Origin of the sequence: Ferrovibrio sp., assembly GCF_041906005.1 — a bacterium.
GTDB lineage: Bacteria > Pseudomonadota > Alphaproteobacteria > Ferrovibrionales > Ferrovibrionaceae > Ferrovibrio.
This window is the reverse complement of record NZ_JAYRJY010000001.1, coordinates 3,364,676-3,385,742: the sequence shown is the minus strand read 5'-3', so window position 1 is coordinate 3,385,742 and position 21,067 is coordinate 3,364,676. Positions and strand designations below refer to the sequence as shown.

The window sequence follows — 21,067 nt, the reverse complement described above, 5'->3', positions numbered from 1 at the left end:
GGCCTGACCTTTGCCGGCTTGCGCCGCTCAGGCTAGGGTGCAGCCATGACAGCCACGGCCCTGATCGTCGCCGCCGGCCGCGGAAGCCGCGCCGGCGGGGAAAAGCCCAAGCAATACCATAGGCTTGGTGGAAAACCCCTGCTCCGCCACAGTATTGATGCCTTCCTGGCCCACGGGGCAATAGCACGGGTCATGGTCGTGATCCACCCCAGTGATATGGAAGACTATCGCGCCGCCACAAAGGGCCTGGAAAACGAAACCCGCTTGTTGCCGCCCTGCCTGGGCGGAGCCGCCCGGCAGGATAGCGTACGCCTGGGTCTGGAAGCATTGGCCCATGATCCGCCCTCCGTTGTGCTGATTCATGACGCAGCCCGCCCATTTCTGCGGCAGGACCGGATCGATGCCCTGCTCGATATGCTCAAGCAGGCGCCAGGTGCCATTCTGGCCATTCCCGTGGTCGACACCCTGAAACAGGATGGTCAGGGCCTTGCCCATGGCAGCGTCGACCGTCAGGGCTTGTGGCGCGCCCAGACCCCCCAGGCTTTCCACTTCAACGATATCCTGGCCGCCCATCGCCAAAATGCCGGCCTCGCCCTCACCGACGATGCGGCGGTGGCCGAACATGCCGGCTTGGGCGTGCGCCTTGTGCCCGGCTCAGAGGAGAATTTCAAAGTGACCGAGCCGGCAGACTTCGTTCGCGCCGAACGGCAGGTGTTGATGCAACTGGCCGATATCCGCATCGGCCAGGGTTTCGACGTACACGCCTTCAGTGACCAGCCCGGCCGCAAGCTGATGATCGGCGGCATCGAAATCGCTCATGATCATGGTCTGGCCGGCCATTCCGATGCCGATGTGGCCCTGCACGCCCTGACCGATGCCATCCTGGGCGCATTGGCCGATGGCGATATCGGCCAGCATTTCCCGCCCTCCGATGCGCGCTGGAAGAATGCCGACTCTGCAGCCTTCCTGCGCCATGCCGCCGACAAGATCGTGGCGCGCAACGGGATCATCGCCCATTGCGATATCACGATCATCTGCGAGGCACCGAAGATCGGCCCGCACCGCGAGGCGATCCGCGCGCGTATCGCAAGCATCCTCGGTATTGCCGTGGATCGCGTGAGCGTGAAGGCGACAACCACGGAGAAGCTCGGTTTCACCGGACGACGTGAAGGCATTGCCGCACAGGCCATGGCCACCATCCGGCTGCCGGCATGATGCGCAATATCGCCTTCCTGCTCTGCACCTGGTTCGGCCTTGGCAAGCTGCCGAAAATGCCGGGCACGTGGGGTTCGGCCGGCGCCCTGCCCTTCGCCTGGGTGCTGCAATCCCTGGGTGGGCCGTGGCTGCTGGCTGTTGCCGCCATGACAGCTGCGTTGCTGTCGCTGTGGGCCATCCGCGAATACCTGACGCACTGGCCCGGCGAGGATCCGGGCGAAATCGTGATCGATGAAGTGGCCGGCCAATGGCTGACACTGGTCTTCGTGCCGCTCGACCCCCTGCTCTACCTGATCGGCTTCATCGTTTTCCGTTTTTTCGATATGACGAAAATCTGGCCGGCTTCCTGGGCCGACCGCAACCTGCACGGCGCGCCGGGCGTTTTGATCGACGACCTGTTTGCCGGCCTCTATGGCATGGGCATGATGCTGGCGCTGATGCATTTCTGGTGGTGACATGATGGATGACACTCTGCTGCGCCTGGCCGAAACCCTGTTGGCCGAATGCCACAAACACGGTGCCATGTTGGCCACTGCTGAATCCTGCACCGGCGGACTGATCGCCGCCACACTGACCGAAATCGCCGGCTCGTCTGCGGCTTTCGATCGCGGCTTCGTCACCTATTCCAATGCGGCGAAATCGGCCTCGCTGGGCGTGCCGGCGGAAATCATCGCCGGCCATGGCGCCGTTTCGGAAGCCGTGGCGCGTGCCATGGCGGAAGGCTGCCTGCGCAAAAGTGAAGCCGACATCGCCATCGCCTGCACCGGCATCGCCGGCCCGGGCGGCGGCAGCGTTGAGAAACCTGTCGGCCTTGTGCATATCGCGGTTGCCGGCACGGGGCAGGAAACCATGCACCAGCGCATGACCTATGGCGATATCGGCCGCGCCGCCGTGCGCGCCGCCACCGTGGAAGACGCCCTCACGCTGGCCGGCGAAATGCTGAAGCAGATGGTGGCGGCCGCCGATTAAAGATCGGCCAGCCGCCGCACCTCGCCGGACGCCGCCACAGTGCCGTCGCGCACGAAGCGTTCGTGGTTCTGGTCGATGTCATCCAGGCGATACAGATAGTTCACCATCATGCCGGCCGACTGTTTCAGGCCGTTTTTCGAGCGGTCGCCCAGCCAGTTCAGGCGATGCACGGTGGCGCCGTTGCTCAAATGAAAACGCGCCACCGGATCGCGCGGCTTGCCGGTCTTGTCCTGGGCCGAGAGCAGATAGCGCGCGCAGAGCCGGAGCAGAACCGGCTTGAGCGCATCGGCCAGGGCCGCGTTCTCTACCCAGCCGCGATCCTGCAGCAGACCGGGCAGCATCCCCTTGGAGAAACGCTGCCCCAGCACCTCGCGCAATTGATCGCGCGCCTTGGCATCCACCAGGTCGGGGGCGCCTTCCGCAATGATCTCGTCCAGCCACGCGCGGAAGCCCGGGATGGGTGAAAGCGTCGAGAACTGCTTCAGGTTCGGCAGGTCGCGGCTCAGGTCGTCCACCACGCGCTTGATCAGGAAATTGCCGAAGGAAATGCCGCGCAGGCCGGTCTGCGTATTCGAGATCGAATAGAAGATCGCCGTATCGGCCTCGCGTGGATCGAGCACCGGCTGGCTTTGATCCAGCAGGGATTGCACATTCCCCGCGATCCCTTTCACCAGAGCCACCTCCACGAAGATCAGCGGTTCCAGCGGCATGCGCGGGTGGAAAAACGCATAACAGCGCCGGTCCGCATCCAGCCGGTTGCGCAGGTCGTCCCAGCTTTCGATGGCATGCACGGCCTCGTAGGCGATCAGTTTCTCCAGCAAGGCCGCCGGGCTGTTCCACGAGATGCGCTGCAATTCCAGGAAACCCACATCGAACCAGGCGATGAACAGGTCTTCCAGATCGGCATCCACAATGCCCAGTTCCGGTGCCTCCTTGCGGAAACGCAAAGCATCGGCGCGCAGATCGACCAGGAATTTGACGCCCTGCGGCAAAGCCGTGAACTGGGTGAGCAAGCGCTGGCGCGGTGGCGTCAGGGCCTGCCGCAATTTGCGCTCGGCCTTATGCCGCGCCACCGGATCGGCGGCCTGCTGCACCTCGCCGATCTTTTTGTCCAGCAAAGCGGGATCGGCGCCGAAGCCGCCGGCCAGCACCTTCAGGAAGCTGACCTTCCCGGCATCGTTCAGTCCCAGGTAAAGCCGGCCGAGGGCAGCGGCGCGCGCACGCGCCGAAACCTCGCCGCCGCGCGCCTCCAGGCAATCGTTGAACAGGCCGCGCAGGCGCTCGATATCCCTGGCATCCAGTTCACCGTTACGGCCGAGCTGGGCCGTCTCGTCGCCACCGGCGATGCCGCGCCACGCACCGACCAGACTGCGCAGGCCGCGTTCCAACAAGGTGCCGGACATCGAGATATTGGGAAGCGTCGGCAAGGCAACCATCGGACACTCCGTTCTGGCGGGCTTTCCGTTCTGGGCCCGGATAAAACGTCCGGGACGTTTCAGAGTGCCGTTATCGTAGCACCGGGCGCCAGGGATAATCCATTCTCGCCGTAAAGCTGCCGCGCCCGGGTCTCGAAGGCGCCGACCATGCGTTTGACGGCCTCGTTGAACAGCAGTTCGATGGTCTTTTGCAGCAGTTTCGAGCGGAATTCGAAATCGACATAGAAATCGATCTCGCAGCCTTGGCTATGCGGCAGGAATATCCAGTGGTTCTTCAGGTATTTGAACGGGCCGTCTGTGTATTCGACGTCGATCCGCTTCGCTTCCGGGTTCAGCGTCACTTTCGATGTGAACCGCTCGCGGAACATTTTGAAACCGATGATCAGGTCGGCCACCATCAGCCGTTCGCTGCGTTCGCGGATGCGGGCGCCGAGGCACCAGGGCAGGAATTTCGGGTAATGCTCCACGCCGGCCACCAGCGCATAAAGCTGGTCCGGCGTGTAGGGCAGGATGCGCTTTTCGGCGTGGGTGGGCACGGCCCGGTCAGGCCCCGGCCTGTGCCAGCCTTGCGGCGCGGTTCGCTTTCAGCCGGGCGAAATCGGCGCCGGCATGATGCGACGAGCGGGTCAGCGGCGAAGCCGAGACCATCAGGAAGCCCTTGGAATTGGCAATCGTCGTATAGGAGGCGAACTCGTCCGGCGTGACGAAGCTTTTCACCTCGGCATGCTTGCGGGTCGGCTGCAGGTATTGCCCGATGGTGAGGAAATCCACATCGGCGGCGCGCAGGTCATCCATCACCTGCATGATCTCGATCTTCTCCTCGCCCAGGCCGACCATCAGTCCAGATTTGGTGAACATCGCCGGATCGAGTTCCTTCACCTTCGCCAGCAGCTGCAGCGAACCAAAATAGCGCGCGCCGGGCCGGATCGTGGGATAGAGCCGCGGCACGGTTTCCAGATTGTGATTGAACACATCCGGCCGTGCCGCCACCACCGCCTCGATGGCGCCGGGCTTGCGGATGAAATCGGGCGTCAGGATCTCGATGGTGGTGCCGGGCGAGGCCTTGCGGATTTCCTCAATCGTCCGCACGAACTGCGAGGCGCCGCCATCGGCCAGGTCGTCGCGATCCACCGAGGTGATCACCACATGATGCAGGCCAAGCTGGCCCACCGCCTCGGCCACATGCTGCGGCTCGTCGGCATCCACCGCCAGCGGCTTGCCGGTGGCGACATTGCAGAAGGAACAGGCGCGGGTGCAGATCGCGCCCAGGATCATGAAGGTGGCGTGCTTCTGCTTCCAGCATTCGCCCAGGTTCGGGCAGGCCGCTTCCTCGCAGACGGTATGCAGTTTCAGGTCGCGCATCAGCCGGCGCGTCTCGGCCGCCTCCTCCGAGGTCGGCGCCTTGACGCGGATCCAGTCCGGCTTGCGCAGCACCGGCTTGTCGGGCTTGTGTGCCTTCTCGGGATGACGGACGGGAACGGGATGGATGTTGACGACCACGATGCAATCCTCTTGCTGGCCCCGGATTCCGAGGTAGCGCGGCGGATTATACAGAAAAGCCCCGGTTCTGGCACCTGCCCGCCCGGGGCGGAGAATCCTAGTAATTCAGCGCCTTGCCATACGCGTCCAGCACCGATTCATGCATCATTTCCGACAGCGTCGGATGCGGGAAGATGGCATGCATCAGCTCGGCCTCGGTGGTCTCCAGCGTCTTGGCGATGCCGAAGCCCTGGATCATCTCGGTCACTTCGGCGCCGATCATATGGGCGCCGAGCAGCTCGCCGGTCTTGGCGTCGAACACGGTCTTGACCAGGCCTTCCGGCTCGCCCAGTGCGATGGCCTTGCCGTTGGCGAGGAAGGGATACCGCCCCACCCGCACCTCATGGCCCTTGGCCTTGGCGGCCGCCTCGGTAAGGCCGACGCTGGCGATCTGCGGCGTGCAATAGGTGCAGCCCGGGATGTTGCTGACATTCAGCGGATGCACGTCCTTCACGCCGGCGATCTTCTCGACGCAGATCACGCCTTCATGGCCGGCCTTATGCGCCAGCCAGGGCGGACCGGTCAGGTCGCCGATGGCATAGATGCCGGGTTCCGCCGTGCGGCTGTATTCGTCGATCACTACATGGGTCTTCTCGACCTTCACCTTGGTGGTCTCCAGGCCGATATTCTCGACATTGCCGACGATGCCGACGGCGAGGATCACGCGCTCGACGGTGACCTGGCTTTCCTTGCCAGCCTTGTCCTTCAGCGTGGCCGTCACGCTGTCGGTACCCTTCTTCAGCGCCGTGACCGTCGTGCCGGTGAAAATCTTCATGCCCTGTTTCTCGAAGGCTTTTTTGGCGAGGCCGGAAATCTCCTCATCCTCCACCGGCAGCACGCGGTCCATCACCTCGACGACCGTCACCTCGGCGCCCAGCGTGCGGTAGAAGCTGGCGAATTCGATGCCGATAGCCCCCGAGCCGATCACGAGAAGGGATTTTGGCAAAGCGGGCGGCACCATCGCTTCCTTGTAGGTCCAGACCAGCTTGCCATCGGGTTCCAGACCGGGCAGCGCGCGCGCGCGCGCGCCGGTGGCGAGGATGATGTGCTTGGCGGTCAGGTCGGCGACGGGCTTGCCGTCCTTGGTCACCTTCACCTTCCCGGGGCCATTCAGGGTGCCATGGCCGTCGAACACGGTGACCTTGTTCTTCTTCATCAGGTGCTTCACGCCGCCGGAAAGCTGCGCCGCCACCTTGCGCGACCGCTCCACCACCTTGGCGGCATTGATCGTCACCTTGCCTTCCACGGTGAACCCGAAGGCTTCGGCATGCTTGATATGTGAGTAGATTTCCGCCGAGCGCAGCAACGCCTTGGTGGGGATGCAGCCCCAGTTCAGGCAGATGCCGCCCAGATGTTCACGCTCGATGATCGCCGTCTTCATCCCGAGCTGGCTGGCGCGGATCGCCGTGGTGTAGCCGCCCGGGCCGCTGCCGACCACGATCACATCGAAGCTGGTGTCAGACATGATGGTCTCCTCAAACGGCCAATTCTTAAACAGATCGGGTGATGCCGCCATCCACGCGCAGGCTCTGGCCAGTGATGTAACTGGCCTGCTCCGACAGCAGGAAGGCAACGGCATCGGCGATTTCGCGCGTGGTGCCGTAACGCTTCATCGGAATGCGCGCCACGCGCTGTTCCTTCGCCGGCAGGCTGTCGATGAAACCGGGCAGCACGTTGTTCATGCGAATGCCCTGCGCCGCATACTGGTCGGCATAGACCTTGGCGAAACTCGCCACGGCCGCCCGCACCGGACCGGAAATCGGGAAATCGGCTTCCGGCTCGAAGGTGGCATAGGTCAGCAGATTGACGAAGGCACCGCCCGACTTTTGCTGCAGCATCACCGGCGTCACCAGCCGCACCATGCGCACCACGGCCAGATGAACCAGCTCGAAGCCTGTGAGCCAGGCGGCATCGTCCAGTTCCAGCAGCGTGCCCTTGGGCGGATGCCCGGTGTTGTTCACCACCGCGTCGATGCGGCCGTATTTATCCAGCGTCAGGTCAACCAGCGCCTTGATATCCTCGACCCTGGCATTCGAACCGGCCACGCCGACGCCGCCGAGCGATTCTGCCAGCGTCTTGGCCGCGCCGGACGGCGACATGGCGGCAACGCGATAACCGTCAGAAGCCAGCTTCTTCAGCACCGCCGCGCCCATGCCCTTGCCGGCGCCGGTGACGATGGCAACTTTCTCAACCATCGTCAGGGCCTCACAGCAGCATGGTCAGCGGGTCGTCGACATAACCTTTGAAGGCCTGCAGGAACTGCGCGCCCACCGCGCCGTCAACCGCGCGGTGATCGACCGACAGCGTCACCGTCATGATGGTGGCGGGCACGATCTGGCCCTTGCGCACGATGGCACGTTCCTCGCCCATGCCGACAGCCAGGATGCAGCCCTGCGGCGGATTGATCACCGCCTCGAACTGCTTGATCCCGAACATGCCGAGATTGGATATCGAGAAGGTGCCGCCCTGGTATTCGTCAGGTTTGAGCTTGCCGTCGCGGGCACGCGCCGCGAGATCCTTCATCTCGGTGGCGATCTGGGTCAGGCCCTTCTGTTCGGCCTGCTTGACGATGGGCGTGATCAGGCCGTTCGGCGTGGCCACCGCCACCGAGATATCGGCATGCTCGTAATACAGCATGCCGCTCTCGTCATAGCTGGCATTGGCCTCGGGCACCTTCTTCAGGGCCAGGGCGGCGGCGCGGATCAGGAAATCGTTGACGCTGACCTTGGCTTCCGATTTGGCGTTCAGGCGTTTGCGCAGGGCCAGCAGCTCGTCGATCTCGCAATCAATGGTGAGATAGAAATGCGGCACCGTCTGCTTGGACTCGGTGAGGCGGCGCGCGATGGTCTTGCGCATGCCCGACAGCGGCTCGACGCGATAGGGCATCTTGAGCAGGTCGGCGAGCTGCCGCGCACCCGGGCCGGCGGCGACCGGCGCGGCAACCGCAGCCTTCGCGGTGGGAGCGGCAACGCCTTTCGGCGCCTTCTCCACATCAGCCTTCACGATGCGGCCATGCGGCCCGCTGCCAGTCACGGCCTTCAGGTCGATGTTATTCTGCACAGCGATGCGGCGCGCCAGCGGCGAGGCGAAAACGCGCTCGCCGGTTTTGACCGGTGCAGACGGAACAGCGGCCGGGACAGCAGCCGGGGCCGGCGCGGCCACTGCCGCAGGTGCGGCAGGCACAACCGCAGCCGGCTTGGCGGCAGGCTGAGGCGCCGGGGCAGCCTTCACATCGCCGGCGCTTTCGCCCTCTTCCAGCAGCACGGCAATCGGCGTGTTGACGGCGACGCCCTCGGTGCCTTCGGGCACCAGAATCTTGCCGATCCGGCCTTCATCCACGGCCTCGAATTCCATCGTGGCCTTGTCGGTCTCGATCTCGGCCATGATGTCGCCGGCCTTGACCATGTCGCCTTCCTTGACCAGCCACTTGCCCAGCTTGCCCTCGGTCATGGTCGGCGACAGGGCGGGCATCAGGATCTGTATCGGCATGATGCGCCTCCCGTTCAGCGGTAACAGACGGTCTTGGCCGCCTGCACGATCTCGTCCACCGTCACCAGCGCCAGCTTTTCCAGGTTGGCGGCATAGGGCATCGGCACATCCTTGCCCGTCACGCGGGTCACCGGCGCGTCGAGATAGTCGAAGGCCGCCTCCATGATGGCGGCCGAAATTTCCGCGCCGACGCCCGATTGCGGGAAGCCCTCTTCCACCGTGACCAGGCGGTTGGTCTTCTGCACCGACTTCACGATGGCATCCTTGTCCATCGGGCGGATGGTGCGCAAATCGATCACCTCGGCCTCGATGCCTTCGGCGGCCAGCTTCTCGGCTGCCGCCAGGGCATGGCCCACGGCAATCGAATAGCCAACCAGCGTCACGTCCTTGCCCTCGCGGGCGATGCGCGCCTTGCCGATGGGAACGACATAATCGTCCAGCTTCGGCACGTCGAAGGAACGGCCGTAGAGGATTTCGTTTTCCAGGAACACAACCGGGTTGGGGTCGCGGATGGCGGCCTTGATCAGACCCTTGAAGTCGGCCGCCGAATACGGCGCCACGACTTTCAGGCCCGGGATATGCGAATACCAAGCGGCATAACACTGGGAATGCTGCGCGGCGACGCGGGCGGCGGCGCCGTTCGGGCCGCGGAACACGATGGGGCAGCCCATCTGGCCGCCGGACATATATAATGTCTTGGCCGCCGAGTTGACGATCTGGTCGATGGCCTGCATCGAGAAATTGAAGGTCATGAACTCGACGATGGGCCGCAGGCCGCCGAAGGCGGCGCCGACGCCCAGGCCGGCAAAACCCTGCTCGGTGATCGGTGTGTCGATCACGCGCTCGGGGCCGAATTCGTCCAGCATGCCCTGGCTGATCTTGTAGGCGCCCTGATACTGCGCCACTTCCTCGCCCATCAGGAACACGCGCGGATCGCGGCGCATCTCTTCCGACATGCCCTCGCGGATCGCCTCGCGCACCGTCATGGTGATGAATTCGGTGCCGGCCGGGATATCGGGATCGGCCAGATCCTTGACCACAGCCGGAGCTGCCGCAGCGACTGGTGCGACAGGCACAGCCGGCGTCTTGGCTTCGGCTTTCGGCGTGGCCGGCGCGGCGCTTTTAGCGTCACCCTCGCCACGCAGTTTGGCAATCGGCGTGTTCACGGCAACACCCTCGGTGCCTTCGGGCACCAGGATCTTTTCGATCACACCCTCGTCGACGGCCTCGAATTCCATCGTGGCCTTGTCGGTCTCGATCTCGGCCATGATGTCGCCGGCCTTCACCGTATCGCCTTCGCGCACAAACCACTTGGCCAGCTTGCCTTCGGTCATGGTGGGCGAGAGGGCGGGCATCAGAATCTCGATGGACATCTTCAAATCCTCCCGGCCCGCTCAGGCTTCCACATACACATCGGTCCAGAGTTCCGACGGATCGGGCTCCGGGCTTTCCTGGGCGAAATCGGCCGCCTTCTGCACGATGTCCTTCACTTCCTTGTCGATGGCCTTCAGCGCATCTTCATCGGCCAGATTGTTGCCCAGCAGCATGCTGCGCACCTGATCGATCGGATCATGCTCGGCGCGCATCTTGTTCACTTCTTCCTTGCTGCGGTACTTCGCCGGGTCCGACATCGAATGGCCGCGATAGCGATAGGTCATCATTTCAAGAATGATCGGCCCCTTGCCGGCGCGGCACCAGGCCACGGCCTCCTCGCCGGCCTCCTTCACGGCCAGCACATTCATGCCGTCGACCTGGCGACCCGGCAGGCCGAAGCTTTCGCCGCGCTTATAAAGCGCCGGCTGCGCCGAGGACCGCGTGATGGCGGTGCCCATGGCATACTGGTTGTTCTCGATCACATAGATGACCGGCAGCTTCCACAGCTCGGCCATATTGAAACTTTCATAAACCTGGCCCTGGTTGGCCGAGCCGTCGCCGAAATAGCAGAAGGTGACGTTGTCGGTTTTGTTGTACTTCTGGGCGAAGGCCAGGCCGGTGCCCAGCGGCACCTGGGCGCCGACGATGCCGTGGCCGCCGTAGAAATGCTTCTCGCGGCTGAACATGTGCATCGAGCCGCCCTTGCCCTTGGAATAGCCGCCGATGCGGCCGGTCAGTTCGGCCATCACGCCACCGGCATCCATGCCGGTTGCCAGCATGTGGCCGTGATCGCGGTAGGACGTGATGACGGCGTCGCCCAGCTTGGCGCAGGCCTGCAGGCCGACCACCACCGCTTCCTGCCCGATATAGAGGTGGCAGAAGCCGCCGATCAGGCCCATGCCGTAAAGCTGGCCAGCCTTTTCCTCGAAACGGCGGATCAGCAGCATGTCGCGGTAATAGCGGAGCATCTCGTCGGCGGGCGGCAATTTCGCCTTTTTACCCGCAGCGGACTCAGCCGCCTTGCCCGGTTTCGCCATGGTTTTCCTCCCGACTTCCCTTACGGCATTGCTTGATCAATACCATCAATGGGACCGGAAGATGGCCACTAACTTTAGTTAAAACAAGGATTTTTCTATAATTAACCTGATTTCGGTTAATTCAGGTAATTCCATTGCCCGGAGGCCGGCATTCAGCGGCCGAGAATTACCAGATCGCCAGGTTTGACTAGGCCCAGCACCCGCCGGCCCTGCTCGTCCAGCATGTCGGTATCCAGCCGGTCGGCCCGCAGCAGGCCGACGCGGCGCTCCAGGGTGCGCCGCTCGGCGGTCACCTCGGCCAGAGCGGCCTGGGTATCCCGGATCTGGAGGGTCAGCCGGGTATAGGCATTGATGCCATGCTCGCCTTCCATGGCGTGGTAGGCGAAATAGCCAATAGCGGCAAAACAGATCACCGGAATGACGGCGGCCAGGGAGTGACGGCGGATTTCATGCAGGGCGCTCATGGTGATTCGAATCGAATCACATCCGAGTCGCGGGGTCAACGCGTTTCCGAGTCGCGCCGGCGATTCTTGCCAGAGAGTCAAATAATTAGATGAAATTTCGGCGTCCCGGTCGCAACTGCCCTTTCCTTGCCGGGAAGCGGCCATTATCTTCACCGCATGCGTAAATCCCGTGTCATCCGCCTAGCCCTTCTTGGAACTGTCGGCCTGGTTGGCCTTGCCGGCTGTGACGACAGCGACCCGCTGGCCGGCCACGACGTTCTGCGCGACCAGAAGGAATGCGCCTCGCGTCCCGATCCCGATGGCTGCCGCATCGCCCTGGCCGATGCCCGCGCCCAGCATGTGCAGACCGCCCCGCGCTTCACCTCCCGGGAGGAATGCGAGACCCAGTTCGGCCTGGGCAATTGCGGCACGCCGCAGCAGATTCTCAGCGCCAATGACGCCTTCTCCACGGCCCAGCCCGCCGGCGACCCCAGCCAGCCGGCGCCCCAGCCGCAGCAGCAGGCCCAGTCCTCGGGTGGCGTATTCATGCCGATGCTGATGGGCTACATGATCGGCCGCAGTCTGGCCGGCCCCAGCCCGTGGAGCGCTCCCGGTGCCGCCCAGCCGCTCTATCGCGACCCGGGCAACACCGCCTATACCGGCAGCAAGCCGCTGGGCCAGCTCAGCGCGAACCGCTTCCCCGATGCGCCCAAGGCCGCGCCGGGTTACGTCAGCCGCGGCGGCTTCGGCCGCACCGGCACCAGCTATTCCGCCGCCAGCTAGCAGCAAGGCCGCACAACATGGAGCGCCTTGCCGTCGAGCCCCGCCCCGACTGGCGCGAGCGCGCCGAAAAGATCGGGTTCGCCTTTCATACCATCAATGGCGAACCCTACTGGTGCGAAGACGCGGCCTACAGTTTCACCCCGGCACAAATCGATGAACTGGACGATGCCGCACAGCGGCTGGAGGATATGTGCCTCGAACTGGTCGACGGCATCATCCAGCGCGGCGACTACGCCCCCTTCCATCTGACCGACACCGCCATCGCCCTGATCGAGCAATCCTGGCAGCGGCAGGACAAAAACCTCTATGGCCGCTTCGATCTGGCCTGGAATGGCACCGGCGCGCCGAAGCTGCTCGAATACAACGCCGACACGCCGACCGCGCTGTATGAAGCCAGCGTCGTGCAATGGGAATGGCTCGACAGCTTCTGCAATCACTGCGACCAGTTCAACGGCATTCACGAGACCCTGATCGAGGCGTGGAAACATTTTGGCCTCTGGGGCCACCGCGTGCATTTCACCTGCGTCCGCGATCACGAAGAGGATTTCGGCACCGCCGAATACCTGCGCGACACGGCGATACAGGCCGGACTGGATACCGACCGCCTCTACATCGACGAGATCGGCTGGAACGGGAAACGCTTCGTCGATCTGGCCGCCAGGCCGATCACCGTGCTGTTCAAGCTCTATCCCTGGGAATGGCTGTTGCAGGAAGAGTTCGCGGCCAATATCCAGTCTTCCGGCATCCGCATGATCGAGCCGGCCTGGAAGATGCTGCTCTCCACCAAGGCGATCCTGCCGCTTCTATGGCAGGCATGGCCCGATCACGAAAACCTGCTGCCCGCCAGCTTCGACCGCGCCGCCATCAGGGGGCCATGCATGGCCAAGCCCTTCTGGGGCCGCGAGGGCGCCGGCATCAGCCGCCTGTCGGAGACCGGCGCGACGCTGGACAGCGTGCCGGTACAGGGCGACCCCGCGCCCGAACTGCGGATTTATCAGCAGGCCATCGACATGCCGTGCTTCGACGGCTTCTATCCGGTGCTGGGTGTGTGGGTGGTGGCATCCCGTGCCTGCGGCCTTGGCATCCGCGAGGACCGCAGCCCGATCACACGCAACACCAGCCGCTTCGTGCCGCACCTGTTCGAATAAGACGACACAACAACACAAAAGGATTCTGGGGATACCGATGATCAGTACCACGCCGCCGAATTTCAGCCGCTACCTTGTCACGCTTCCGGATTTTGCGCTGTATTTCGTCTGCGCGCTGATCATGCTGATGCTGTTCCTGGCGATCTATACCCGTCTGACGCCGCAGCGCGAATGGCGCCTGATCAAGGACGGCAACCAGGCCGCCGCGATCTCGCTGGGTGGCGCCATGCTCGGCTTCGCCATGCCGCTGGGCAGTGCGATCATGAACTCGCAGAGCCTGATCGACATGCTGGTCTGGGGTGCCGTCGCACTGATCGTGCAGGCGCTCACCTTCGTCGCCGCCCGCTTCCTGTTCTCCGGCCTGCCACAGCGCATCAGCCGTGGCGAAACCGCCGCCGCCATCGCCGTCGCCGCATTGTCGCTGACGGTGGGCCTGCTGAATGCGGCGAGTATGACTTACTGAGTATCTGGCAAGGCCACGGGCCACACCCAGACGGCCACGCTCTGCTCCCGGCCATCGAGACGCACATCACCCGCCGAGGCGAATTCTGGCAGATCGGCGGCATGCCGCCGCGCCGTCTCCAGGCAATGCGCCGACACTGCAATGCGGCACCCAAGCTGGCGAGTCAGGGTTTCCAGGCGGCTGGCGATGTTCACGGCATCGCCAACGACCGAGAATTCCAGCCGCCGGTCGCTGCCGATATTGCCCACCACGACCGGCCCGCAATGCACGCCGGTCGATAGCCGGATCGTCTCGGCGCCGCGCGCGGCCCGCTTGGCATTCCAGCGTTCGATTTCATCTTGCAGGTCGAGCGCGCAGCGCACGGCCCGGGCGGCGGCATCAGGAACATCGGAGATCGCCCCAAAGGTGGCGAGAAACCCGTCGCCCATATACTTGTCGAGCGTTCCGCCATGGCGGAACACCACACGGCTGCCGCGCTCATGGAAACTTTTCAGCAGCCGCACCACCCGGTCTGGCGGCAATCGTTCCGATAGCGCGGTGAAGCCGACGATATCGGCGAACAAGACCGTGACCTCGCGCGTGGTTGGCGCGCCGAAGGCCTGATCGGACTCGATGATGGCATCGGCAACATCGGGCGAGACGTAACGAGCGAGGTCGGCACGGGCGATTTCGGCTCGGGTCTGACGCAGAAGCATGCGGCGCGAGCGCCACACGGCGGCAGCCAGAATCGCGGTAGCGATGACGGCCAGCACCACCTGGTTCATCAAATTGAAGAAACCGACGAAATGAGGATCGGTGACGAGCCGGAGTATGGCTTCCGGCGAATTCTCGGCGGCCGGATCATATTGCAGGGTATCGGCACGCATCTGCACCAGCAGAACACCGATGCCCCAGGCCATCACAACGCAGAAGCCGGTCCAGATCACCTGTAGCGGTGAATAAGACAGCGCCGCGCCAACGATCAGCAGCATGAGATAGAGGAATTCCGGACCACGCACCCGCATCTGGATCGGGAACCCGGAATCGATCTCGCCGGGCGGCGTCAGAATGATCACCGCCGTGATCAGGATGGCATCCAGCAGCACGAAGGCGAACCGGACCAGAACCGCGTGGCGATGGTGCCGCAGGAGATGCGGGATCACCCCGAGCAGCAGCAAGGCGAAACTGACTGAGAGATAATACAGTTGGCGCTGCGGCTCGATCAGCAGCACCAGCCAGAGCATCACCGCGATGACCGCGATGACGCGGGCCCGGAAAGCGAAGACAAGGCCACGCTGCTCCTCGTCGGTGATGGCGCGGCCAAGCCGGATACCCAGAGAAGTGCGGGGCTGGCGTCGGGGCCAGAACATCATGACAGCCCCGCGCGATCGCCCGTGCAGTCGACTGGCGTCGTCAGGTTCCATTCTCCGCCCATGCCGCGCCTCCCGCCGATCCGGATCACGATCCGGCGACATTCTAGCGCTGTGCGACGCCAATCATAGCGGTGGTGTGAGACCAGGCTGTGACGCCGGCCGCATATCTGGCGGAAGCCGGTCGGAGAACAGCCGGTGTTACCGGCATTTCACCAGGCGGCGATCGGCTTCGATGGTTTCATCGAAGGCCACCAGGCGCGTCGCTGTCAGGTCGAGAATGATCAATGCCAGCTCGCGGTCGGGTTCGGCTTCGTCCAGCAGGATGATGCGGTCGCGACCGGTCTTGTAAGTCCCCTGGCGCGGCTCGGCGGCATCCAGCGTCGAGACGAACTTGCCATCGGCGGCAAATTCAATGCTCTCGGTCGCGCAGCGTTCCTGGCTCACGGCCCATTTCCCCTGCACCGGCAGGGCAGACTGGGCCATGGCGACCTGGACCATGGCGGCGCCGGAAACCAGCGCCGCCGCCATGGCAATGAATGCGACGCGCCACATCAGCGCTTCAGCGCCGCCAGGCCGGGGTACCTGGCTGCCACGTCAAGCTGCTCCTCGATGCGGATCAGCTGGTTGTACTTGGCCATGCGGTCGGACCGCGCCAGCGAGCCGGTCTTGATCTGACCGCAATTGGTCGCCACCGCCAGGTCGGCGATGGTGTTGTCTTCGGTTTCGCCCGAACGGTGCGACATCACGGCGCGATAGCCGTTCTTGTGCGCCAGTTCCACCGCTTCCAGTGTCTCGGTCAGAGTGCCAATCTGGTTCACCTTCACCAGGATGGCATTGCCCACGCCCTTGGCGATGCCGTCGGCCAGGCGCTTGGGATTGGTGACGAACAGGTCGTCGCCGACGAGCTGGCATTTCGCGCCGATGGCGTCGGTCAGCTGTTTCCAGCCGGCCCAGTCATCCTCGGCCATGCCGTCCTCGATGGAGACGATCGGATAATCGCCCACCAGCTTCTCCCAGTATTTCACCATGCCGGCCGGATCGAGCTTCAGGTTCTCGCCGTCCAGGTGGTACTTGCCGTCCTTGAAGAATTCGGTGCTGGCGGCATCCAGTGCGATCATCACATCAACGCCGGCCTTGTAGCCCGCCGCCTCGATGGCCTGCATGATGAAATCCAGCGCGCCCCGGGTGCTGGGCAGGTTCGGGGCGAAGCCGCCCTCGTCGCCCACATTGGTATTGTGGCCGGCATCCTTCAGCTTCTTCTTCAGGGTGTGGAACACCTCGGCACCCATGCGCACGGCATCGGCCACGGTCTGGGCCGCCACCGGCATGATCATGAATTCCTGCACGTCGATCGGATTGTCGGCATGGGCGCCGCCATTGATGATGTTCATCATCGGCACCGGCAGCACATGGGCGGCCGCGCCGCCGACATACCGATACAGCGGCAGGTCGGCTTCCTGCGCCGCCGCCTTGGCCACGGCCATCGAGACGCCGAGGATCGCGTTCGCGCCCAGGCGCGACTTGTTGGGCGTGCCGTCCAGCGCGATCATGGTGCGGTCGATCTTGAGTTGCTCGCTGGCCTCGAAGCCGGCGATGGCGTCATAGATCTCGGTGTTGACGGCTTCCACCGCCTTCAGCACGCCCTTGCCCAGATAACGGCCCTTGTCGCCGTCGCGCAGTTCCACGGCTTCATGGGCACCGGTCGAGGCGCCCGACGGCACGGCGGCGCGGCCAAAGGCGCCGCTTTCCAGGATCACGTCGACCTCGACGGTCGGGTTGCCGCGGGAGTCGAGAATTTCGCGTCCAACGATGTCGGTGATGCCGCTCATGCCGAAGGTCCTCTTGAGGCTGGAAAGCAGGAAAAAGGTGGCCGAAGGGATAGCCCGGCGGGGCGGTTCGGGCAAGGCCCGAACCATGGCCATACGATGGCAAAGCCCGGGAAAACCGGCCCTTTGGCCCTCCCCCTTGAAACGGCCGGTCCAGGCCCGGCCATACCGCCGGAAGGGGCCGTTCCCGCGCGCCTCAGTTCTCCCGCGAGTTCTCCCCGGGCCGGTGACGCAGGATCAGCGGTGTCTGCGCCATCATGAAGGCCACCGTCAGCCCGATCAGGCCGAAGACCTTGAAGGCGACCCAGAAGTCCGTGCTCTGGGTGCGCCAGACCAGTTCGTTCAGGCCGGCCAGCACGGCGAAGAACAGGCCGAGCCGCAGGGTCAGCCTGCGCCAGCCGGTTTCGGTCATCTGCAGCGACGTGCCGAGCACCAGCTGCAGCGGATACCGGCGGACGGCATGGCCGCCAAGCAGGATGGCGGCGAAGATGGCATTGATGATGGTGGGCTTCACCTTGATGAAGGTCTCGTCCTGCAGCCACAGGGTCAGGCCGCCGAAGATGCCAACCATCCCGGCGGCAAACAGCGGCATCATCGGCACGCGGCGCAGGAAAAACAGCGACAGCAGCAAACCCAGAGCGGTCGCCGCCAGCAGCACCGCCGTCGCCGGCAGCAGGCCTTCGGCGCTGTAGACGATGAAGAACAGCGCCAGCGGCCCGTATTCGGTGGCGGGTTTGAGCCAGCGCGGCGCGGCGCGGTGCATGAACCGTCCCTAACGCAGGGCCGCCGCGATATTGCCGCCGTCCACGGTCGCCACGGCGGCCGTGGTCTTGGCCGCCACGGCAAGCTGCACGAAGGCCTGGGCCACGTCGGCGGCCTTCACCTCGCGTTTCAGCAGGTTGCCGGCCATGTAGTCCTTCTCCGACACGCCGCGCGCCTTCGAGCGTTTGGCGACCATCTCGTCGGTGAGAAGCCCCGAGCGGATGCGATCGGCATTCACGGCGGAAGAGCGGATGCCCTGGTCGCCGTAATCCAGCGCATACTGGCGCGACAGGAACAGCGTCGCCGCCTTCGGGAGCCCATACGGGCCGAAATCGGGGCCTGGATTGACCGCCTGCTTGGAAGCGTTGAACAGCAGGCAGCCGCCGGTCTTCTGCGCCAGCATGATCCTCGTCGCTGCCTGCGCCACATATTGATGGCTGAAGAAGTTCAGCTCGAACGACTTGCGCAGCAGCTCGTCGGAAACCTCGCCGATCCTGCCCCCCCAGGCATTGCCGGCATTCGACACCGCGATATCGACGCCGCCGAAATGCTGCACGACCTTTGCGAAGGCCGCCTTCACCGCTTCGGGTTTCGTCACGTCGCAGGCGATGCCGATGCCGCCCAGTTTCTTCGCCACTTCAGATGCCTTGGCGCCGTCCAGATCGAACACCGCCACTTCCGCGCCCTCGGCGGCAAAAGCCTTCGCCGTTGCGGCACCGATGGCACCGGCGCCGCCGGTGATGACGACAACCTGGCGCGACAGCGGCTTCTCGCCGCCCTTACCCAGCTTGGCCTGTTCCAGCGACCAGTATTCGACGTCGAAGATGTCGCGCTCCTTGATGCTGGTGAAGCGGCCGATGGCCTCGGCTTTCGTGATGATGCTCACGGCCATCTCGGCCACGTCGCCGGCGATCACCGCCTCCTTGCGTGTCTTGCCGATGCCAACCAGGCCAAGGCCCGGGATCAGCAGGGCGCGCGGCATCGGATCGAGCATGATCTTCTTCGGCTGCGCCTTGGCATTGTGGCGCTCGAAATAGGCCTTGTACTTTTTGATATAGCCATCCACCGCCTTCTCCGCGGCGGCATTGAAGGCATCGAGCTTGCCGGCTTCCGGCGCCGGCAGCACTAGCGGCCAAGGTTTGGTGCGGATCACGTGGTCGGGCGTCACCGTGCCGGCCTGGCTGTAGCGCATCACATCCTTGCCGCGCGCGAAGGCCTGGATCTCGTCGCTGTCGCGCAGGTTGAAGACCCAACGCGTATAGGCGCCATCATCGTCAGCAGGCAGGCTGAGCAGGCCGCGCAGGATCGGCAGCACGTCTTCCGCCGCAGCCACCTTCTTCGGCAGCGCCTTGCCCGGCACGAACACCGTCTTCTTGCCCTTGGCGAGATGACGCTCGGCCCTGGAGACGAACTCGATCATCAGGTCATAGGCTTCCTTCGCCGTCTCGGCGAAGGTGAAGATGCCATGCTTGAGCAGGATCAGGCCCTGGGCCTGCGGATTGGCCTTGTAGGCTGCGGCCGCCTTCTTGGCCAGGCCGAAGCCCGGCATCTCGTAATCCACCAACGCCACGCGGTTGCCGTAGAGCTTCTTGCAGATCTCGGCGCCATCCGGCTGGTCGGTGATCGCCAGCACCGCACTGGCATGGGTGTGGTCGATGAACTTGTGCGGCAGGAAAGCATGGAACAGTGTCTCCACCGACGGGTTCGGCGAGGTGCTGTCCAGCAGGTTGCAGCGCTGGATGTTGACCATGTCCTCGTCGGTGAGGTTTTTCAGCGCGATCAGGTCCTGCAGCGGCTTCAGCTTCACCGCCGGCAGGCCCGGCGGCTCGATCACCGCCATGTCCCAGCCCGACCCCTTCACGCACAGCACATCCACCGGCTTGCCCAGCGGATCGGGCATCGAGGTCTTCACCGAGGTATTGCCGCCGCCATGCTGCACCAGATCGGGCACGCCGCCCAGCAGGCGTGTAGTGTAGGTGCGCAGGGCCAGATCCTCGTTCACACCCTGCTTGGCGTAATGGGCGATGGCGGCCTTGGCGTCGCGGTCGGACCAAAGGTTCTTCATGGGACGGTTCCTAACGTTTACGCGAATTCGGGATAGAGCTTGGTGAGGCCGGCCTCGGAAGCGGCGCAGACGCCACGTTCGGTGATCAGGCCGGAGACGAGACGCGCGGGCGTGACATCGAAGCCGAAATTGGCGGCCCTGGTGCCTTCGGGCGTGATGGTCACGGGAATGACCTCGCCCGCCGCCGTGCGACCGCTCATCACGGTGACTTCTTCCTGCGCGCGTTCCTCGATGGGGATTTCCTTCACGCCGTCGCGGATGGTCCAGTCGATGGTGGAATGTGGCAGCGCGACATAGAACGGTACATTGTTGTCCATCGCGGCCAGCGCCTTGAGATAGGTGCCGATCTTGTTGCACACATCGCCGTCGCGTGTGGTGCGGTCGGTGCCGACGATGCACATGTCGACGCTGCCATGCTGCATCAGGTGGCCGCCGGCATTGTCGACGATCACGGTGTGCGGCACGCCATGGCTGTTCAGTTCCCAGGCGGTCAAGGATGCGCCCTGGTTGCGCGGCCGGGTCTCGTCCACCCAGACATGCACCGGAATGCCCTTGTCATGCGCCTTGTAGATCGGCGCGATCGCCGTGCCCCAGTCCACCGTCGCCAGCCAGCCGGCATTGCAATGGGTGAGGATGTTGATTGTGCGTTTGCGACCCGCCTTCTCGTACAGGTCTTCGATGATCTTCAGGCCGTGGTCGCCGATGGCCGAGCAGGTGGCGACGTCGTCGTCGCAGATGTCGGCCGCCACTTTATAGGCCGCCGCCGCGCGCTGCTCGATGGGCAGGTTATGCAGCGCGTTGCGCACACGATCCAGCGCCCATTTCAGGTTGATCGCCGTGGGGCGCGTCTCGTTGATCACGTGATACGCCTTGTCCAGCATGGCATCCGACGGATCACTGCGCATCGCCAGCGCCAGACCATAGGCGCCGGTCGCCCCGATCAGCGGCGCGCCGCGCACGATCATCGCCTTGATGGCATGAGCGGCCTCTTCCCAGGTTTTCAGGCTGGTGGTGACGAAGGCATGCGGCAGCCGGGTCTGGTCGATGATCCCGACCGACCAGCCGTCGTCGTTGACCCAGATCGTGCGGTAGGCTACGCCCTTAACCTTCATGTCTCGCCCTTGGAATAGCGGCCCGAAAATCGCGCGGCCAAAAACCGCGCGGAA

The 21,067-nt window shown here is 64.2% G+C and carries 21 protein-coding genes; 6 read left to right on the top strand and 15 right to left on the bottom strand.

Going from position 1 to position 21,067, the window contains the following annotated elements; all coding sequences use genetic code 11:
• Window positions 1-45 precede the first annotated feature (45 nt).
• Genes ACE3OO_RS16635 through ACE3OO_RS16625 form a run of 3 tightly spaced genes read left to right on the top strand, consistent with a single transcriptional unit; the run spans window position 46 to window position 2,184 of the window.
• A complete protein-coding gene (locus ACE3OO_RS16635; RefSeq protein WP_374304559.1) occupies window positions 46-1,215 on the top strand; it encodes a bifunctional 2-C-methyl-D-erythritol 4-phosphate cytidylyltransferase/2-C-methyl-D-erythritol 2,4-cyclodiphosphate synthase in 1,170 nt (389 codons plus the stop codon).
• Complete coding sequence (locus ACE3OO_RS16630) at window positions 1,212-1,670, top strand: phosphatidylglycerophosphatase A (protein ID WP_374304558.1); 459 nt, start codon at window positions 1,212-1,214, stop codon at window positions 1,668-1,670. The genes ACE3OO_RS16635 and ACE3OO_RS16630 overlap by 4 nt, the downstream gene beginning before the upstream one ends.
• Before the next feature lies 1 nt (window position 1,671).
• On the top strand, window positions 1,672-2,184 hold the full coding sequence (locus ACE3OO_RS16625) for a CinA family protein (protein ID WP_374304557.1): 513 nt from the start codon (window positions 1,672-1,674) through the stop codon (window positions 2,182-2,184).
• On the opposite strand, the gene ACE3OO_RS16620 is transcribed toward ACE3OO_RS16625, so the two are convergent.
• The 9 genes from ACE3OO_RS16620 to ACE3OO_RS16580 form a co-directional block, all read right to left on the bottom strand.
• Window positions 2,181-3,620 carry a malonyl-CoA decarboxylase gene (locus ACE3OO_RS16620; protein ID WP_374304556.1) on the bottom strand — a complete coding sequence of 480 codons (1,440 nt, stop codon included), beginning with the start codon at window positions 3,618-3,620 and terminating at the stop codon, window positions 2,181-2,183. The two genes, ACE3OO_RS16625 and ACE3OO_RS16620, sit on opposite strands and share 4 nt — an antisense overlap.
• Before the next feature lie 59 nt (window positions 3,621-3,679).
• Complete coding sequence (locus ACE3OO_RS16615) at window positions 3,680-4,156, bottom strand: type II toxin-antitoxin system RatA family toxin (protein ID WP_374304555.1); 477 nt, start codon at window positions 4,154-4,156, stop codon at window positions 3,680-3,682.
• Between the two features lie 7 nt (window positions 4,157-4,163).
• The gene (lipA, locus tag ACE3OO_RS16610) at window positions 4,164-5,120 is read right to left on the bottom strand and encodes a lipoyl synthase (protein WP_374304554.1); all 957 of its coding nucleotides are present in this window, start codon (window positions 5,118-5,120) and stop codon (window positions 4,164-4,166) included.
• Window positions 5,121-5,217: 97 nt separating this feature from the next.
• On the bottom strand, window positions 5,218-6,624 hold the full coding sequence (gene lpdA, locus ACE3OO_RS16605; protein WP_374304553.1) for a dihydrolipoyl dehydrogenase: 1,407 nt from the start codon (window positions 6,622-6,624) through the stop codon (window positions 5,218-5,220).
• A gap of 25 nt (window positions 6,625-6,649) precedes the next feature.
• Window positions 6,650-7,354, bottom strand: coding sequence for an SDR family oxidoreductase (locus ACE3OO_RS16600; protein WP_374304552.1), 705 nt, complete (start codon window positions 7,352-7,354; stop codon window positions 6,650-6,652).
• 10 nt (window positions 7,355-7,364) lie between these two features.
• Complete coding sequence (locus tag ACE3OO_RS16595; protein WP_374304551.1) at window positions 7,365-8,648, bottom strand: pyruvate dehydrogenase complex dihydrolipoamide acetyltransferase; 1,284 nt, start codon at window positions 8,646-8,648, stop codon at window positions 7,365-7,367.
• A 14-nt stretch (window positions 8,649-8,662) separates the two neighbouring features.
• Complete coding sequence (locus ACE3OO_RS16590; protein WP_374304550.1) at window positions 8,663-10,021, bottom strand: pyruvate dehydrogenase complex E1 component subunit beta; 1,359 nt, start codon at window positions 10,019-10,021, stop codon at window positions 8,663-8,665.
• 21 nt (window positions 10,022-10,042) lie between these two features.
• Window positions 10,043-11,059 (bottom strand): pyruvate dehydrogenase (acetyl-transferring) E1 component subunit alpha, encoded by a 1,017-nt coding sequence (gene pdhA / locus ACE3OO_RS16585; RefSeq protein WP_374304549.1) that lies wholly within the window; start codon window positions 11,057-11,059, stop codon window positions 10,043-10,045.
• A 152-nt stretch (window positions 11,060-11,211) separates the two neighbouring features.
• On the bottom strand, window positions 11,212-11,523 hold the full coding sequence (locus ACE3OO_RS16580) for a septum formation initiator family protein (RefSeq protein WP_374304548.1): 312 nt from the start codon (window positions 11,521-11,523) through the stop codon (window positions 11,212-11,214).
• A gap of 156 nt (window positions 11,524-11,679) precedes the next feature.
• On the opposite strand from ACE3OO_RS16580, the gene ACE3OO_RS16575 reads away from it, so the two are divergent.
• The 3 genes from ACE3OO_RS16575 to ACE3OO_RS16565 are packed head-to-tail and all read left to right on the top strand — an operon-like array spanning window position 11,680 to window position 13,896.
• The gene (locus ACE3OO_RS16575; RefSeq protein ID WP_374304547.1) at window positions 11,680-12,285 is read left to right on the top strand and encodes a DUF1190 domain-containing protein; all 606 of its coding nucleotides are present in this window, start codon (window positions 11,680-11,682) and stop codon (window positions 12,283-12,285) included.
• Window positions 12,286-12,302: 17 nt separating this feature from the next.
• On the top strand, window positions 12,303-13,433 hold the full coding sequence (locus tag ACE3OO_RS16570; RefSeq protein ID WP_374304546.1) for a glutathionylspermidine synthase family protein: 1,131 nt from the start codon (window positions 12,303-12,305) through the stop codon (window positions 13,431-13,433).
• A 37-nt stretch (window positions 13,434-13,470) separates the two neighbouring features.
• Window positions 13,471-13,896 carry a DUF350 domain-containing protein gene (locus ACE3OO_RS16565; protein ID WP_374304545.1) on the top strand — a complete coding sequence of 142 codons (426 nt, stop codon included), beginning with the start codon at window positions 13,471-13,473 and terminating at the stop codon, window positions 13,894-13,896.
• Here the strand turns inward: ACE3OO_RS16565 and ACE3OO_RS16560 are convergent.
• From ACE3OO_RS16560 to mtnA, 6 genes are all read right to left on the bottom strand, one after another.
• Window positions 13,890-15,248, bottom strand: a complete 1,359-nt coding sequence (locus ACE3OO_RS16560) for an adenylate/guanylate cyclase domain-containing protein (RefSeq protein WP_374304544.1) — start codon at window positions 15,246-15,248, stop codon at window positions 13,890-13,892. The genes ACE3OO_RS16565 and ACE3OO_RS16560 overlap by 7 nt on opposite strands.
• A gap of 198 nt (window positions 15,249-15,446) precedes the next feature.
• Entirely contained in the window at window positions 15,447-15,800 is a 354-nt protein-coding gene (locus ACE3OO_RS16555) for a hypothetical protein (RefSeq protein WP_374304543.1), read from the bottom strand.
• Complete coding sequence (gene eno / locus ACE3OO_RS16550) at window positions 15,800-17,077, bottom strand: phosphopyruvate hydratase (RefSeq protein ID WP_374304542.1); 1,278 nt, start codon at window positions 17,075-17,077, stop codon at window positions 15,800-15,802. Before eno ends, ACE3OO_RS16555 begins: the two co-directional genes overlap by 1 nt.
• A 193-nt stretch (window positions 17,078-17,270) precedes the next feature.
• Window positions 17,271-17,837, bottom strand: a complete 567-nt coding sequence (locus ACE3OO_RS16545; protein WP_374304541.1) for a septation protein A — start codon at window positions 17,835-17,837, stop codon at window positions 17,271-17,273.
• Between the two features lie 9 nt (window positions 17,838-17,846).
• Entirely contained in the window at window positions 17,847-19,901 is a 2,055-nt protein-coding gene (locus ACE3OO_RS16540) for a bifunctional aldolase/short-chain dehydrogenase (protein ID WP_374304540.1), read from the bottom strand.
• A gap of 17 nt (window positions 19,902-19,918) precedes the next feature.
• Window positions 19,919-21,013 (bottom strand): S-methyl-5-thioribose-1-phosphate isomerase, encoded by a 1,095-nt coding sequence (gene mtnA / locus ACE3OO_RS16535; RefSeq protein WP_374304539.1) that lies wholly within the window; start codon window positions 21,011-21,013, stop codon window positions 19,919-19,921.
• Window positions 21,014-21,067: the final 54 nt, after the last annotated feature.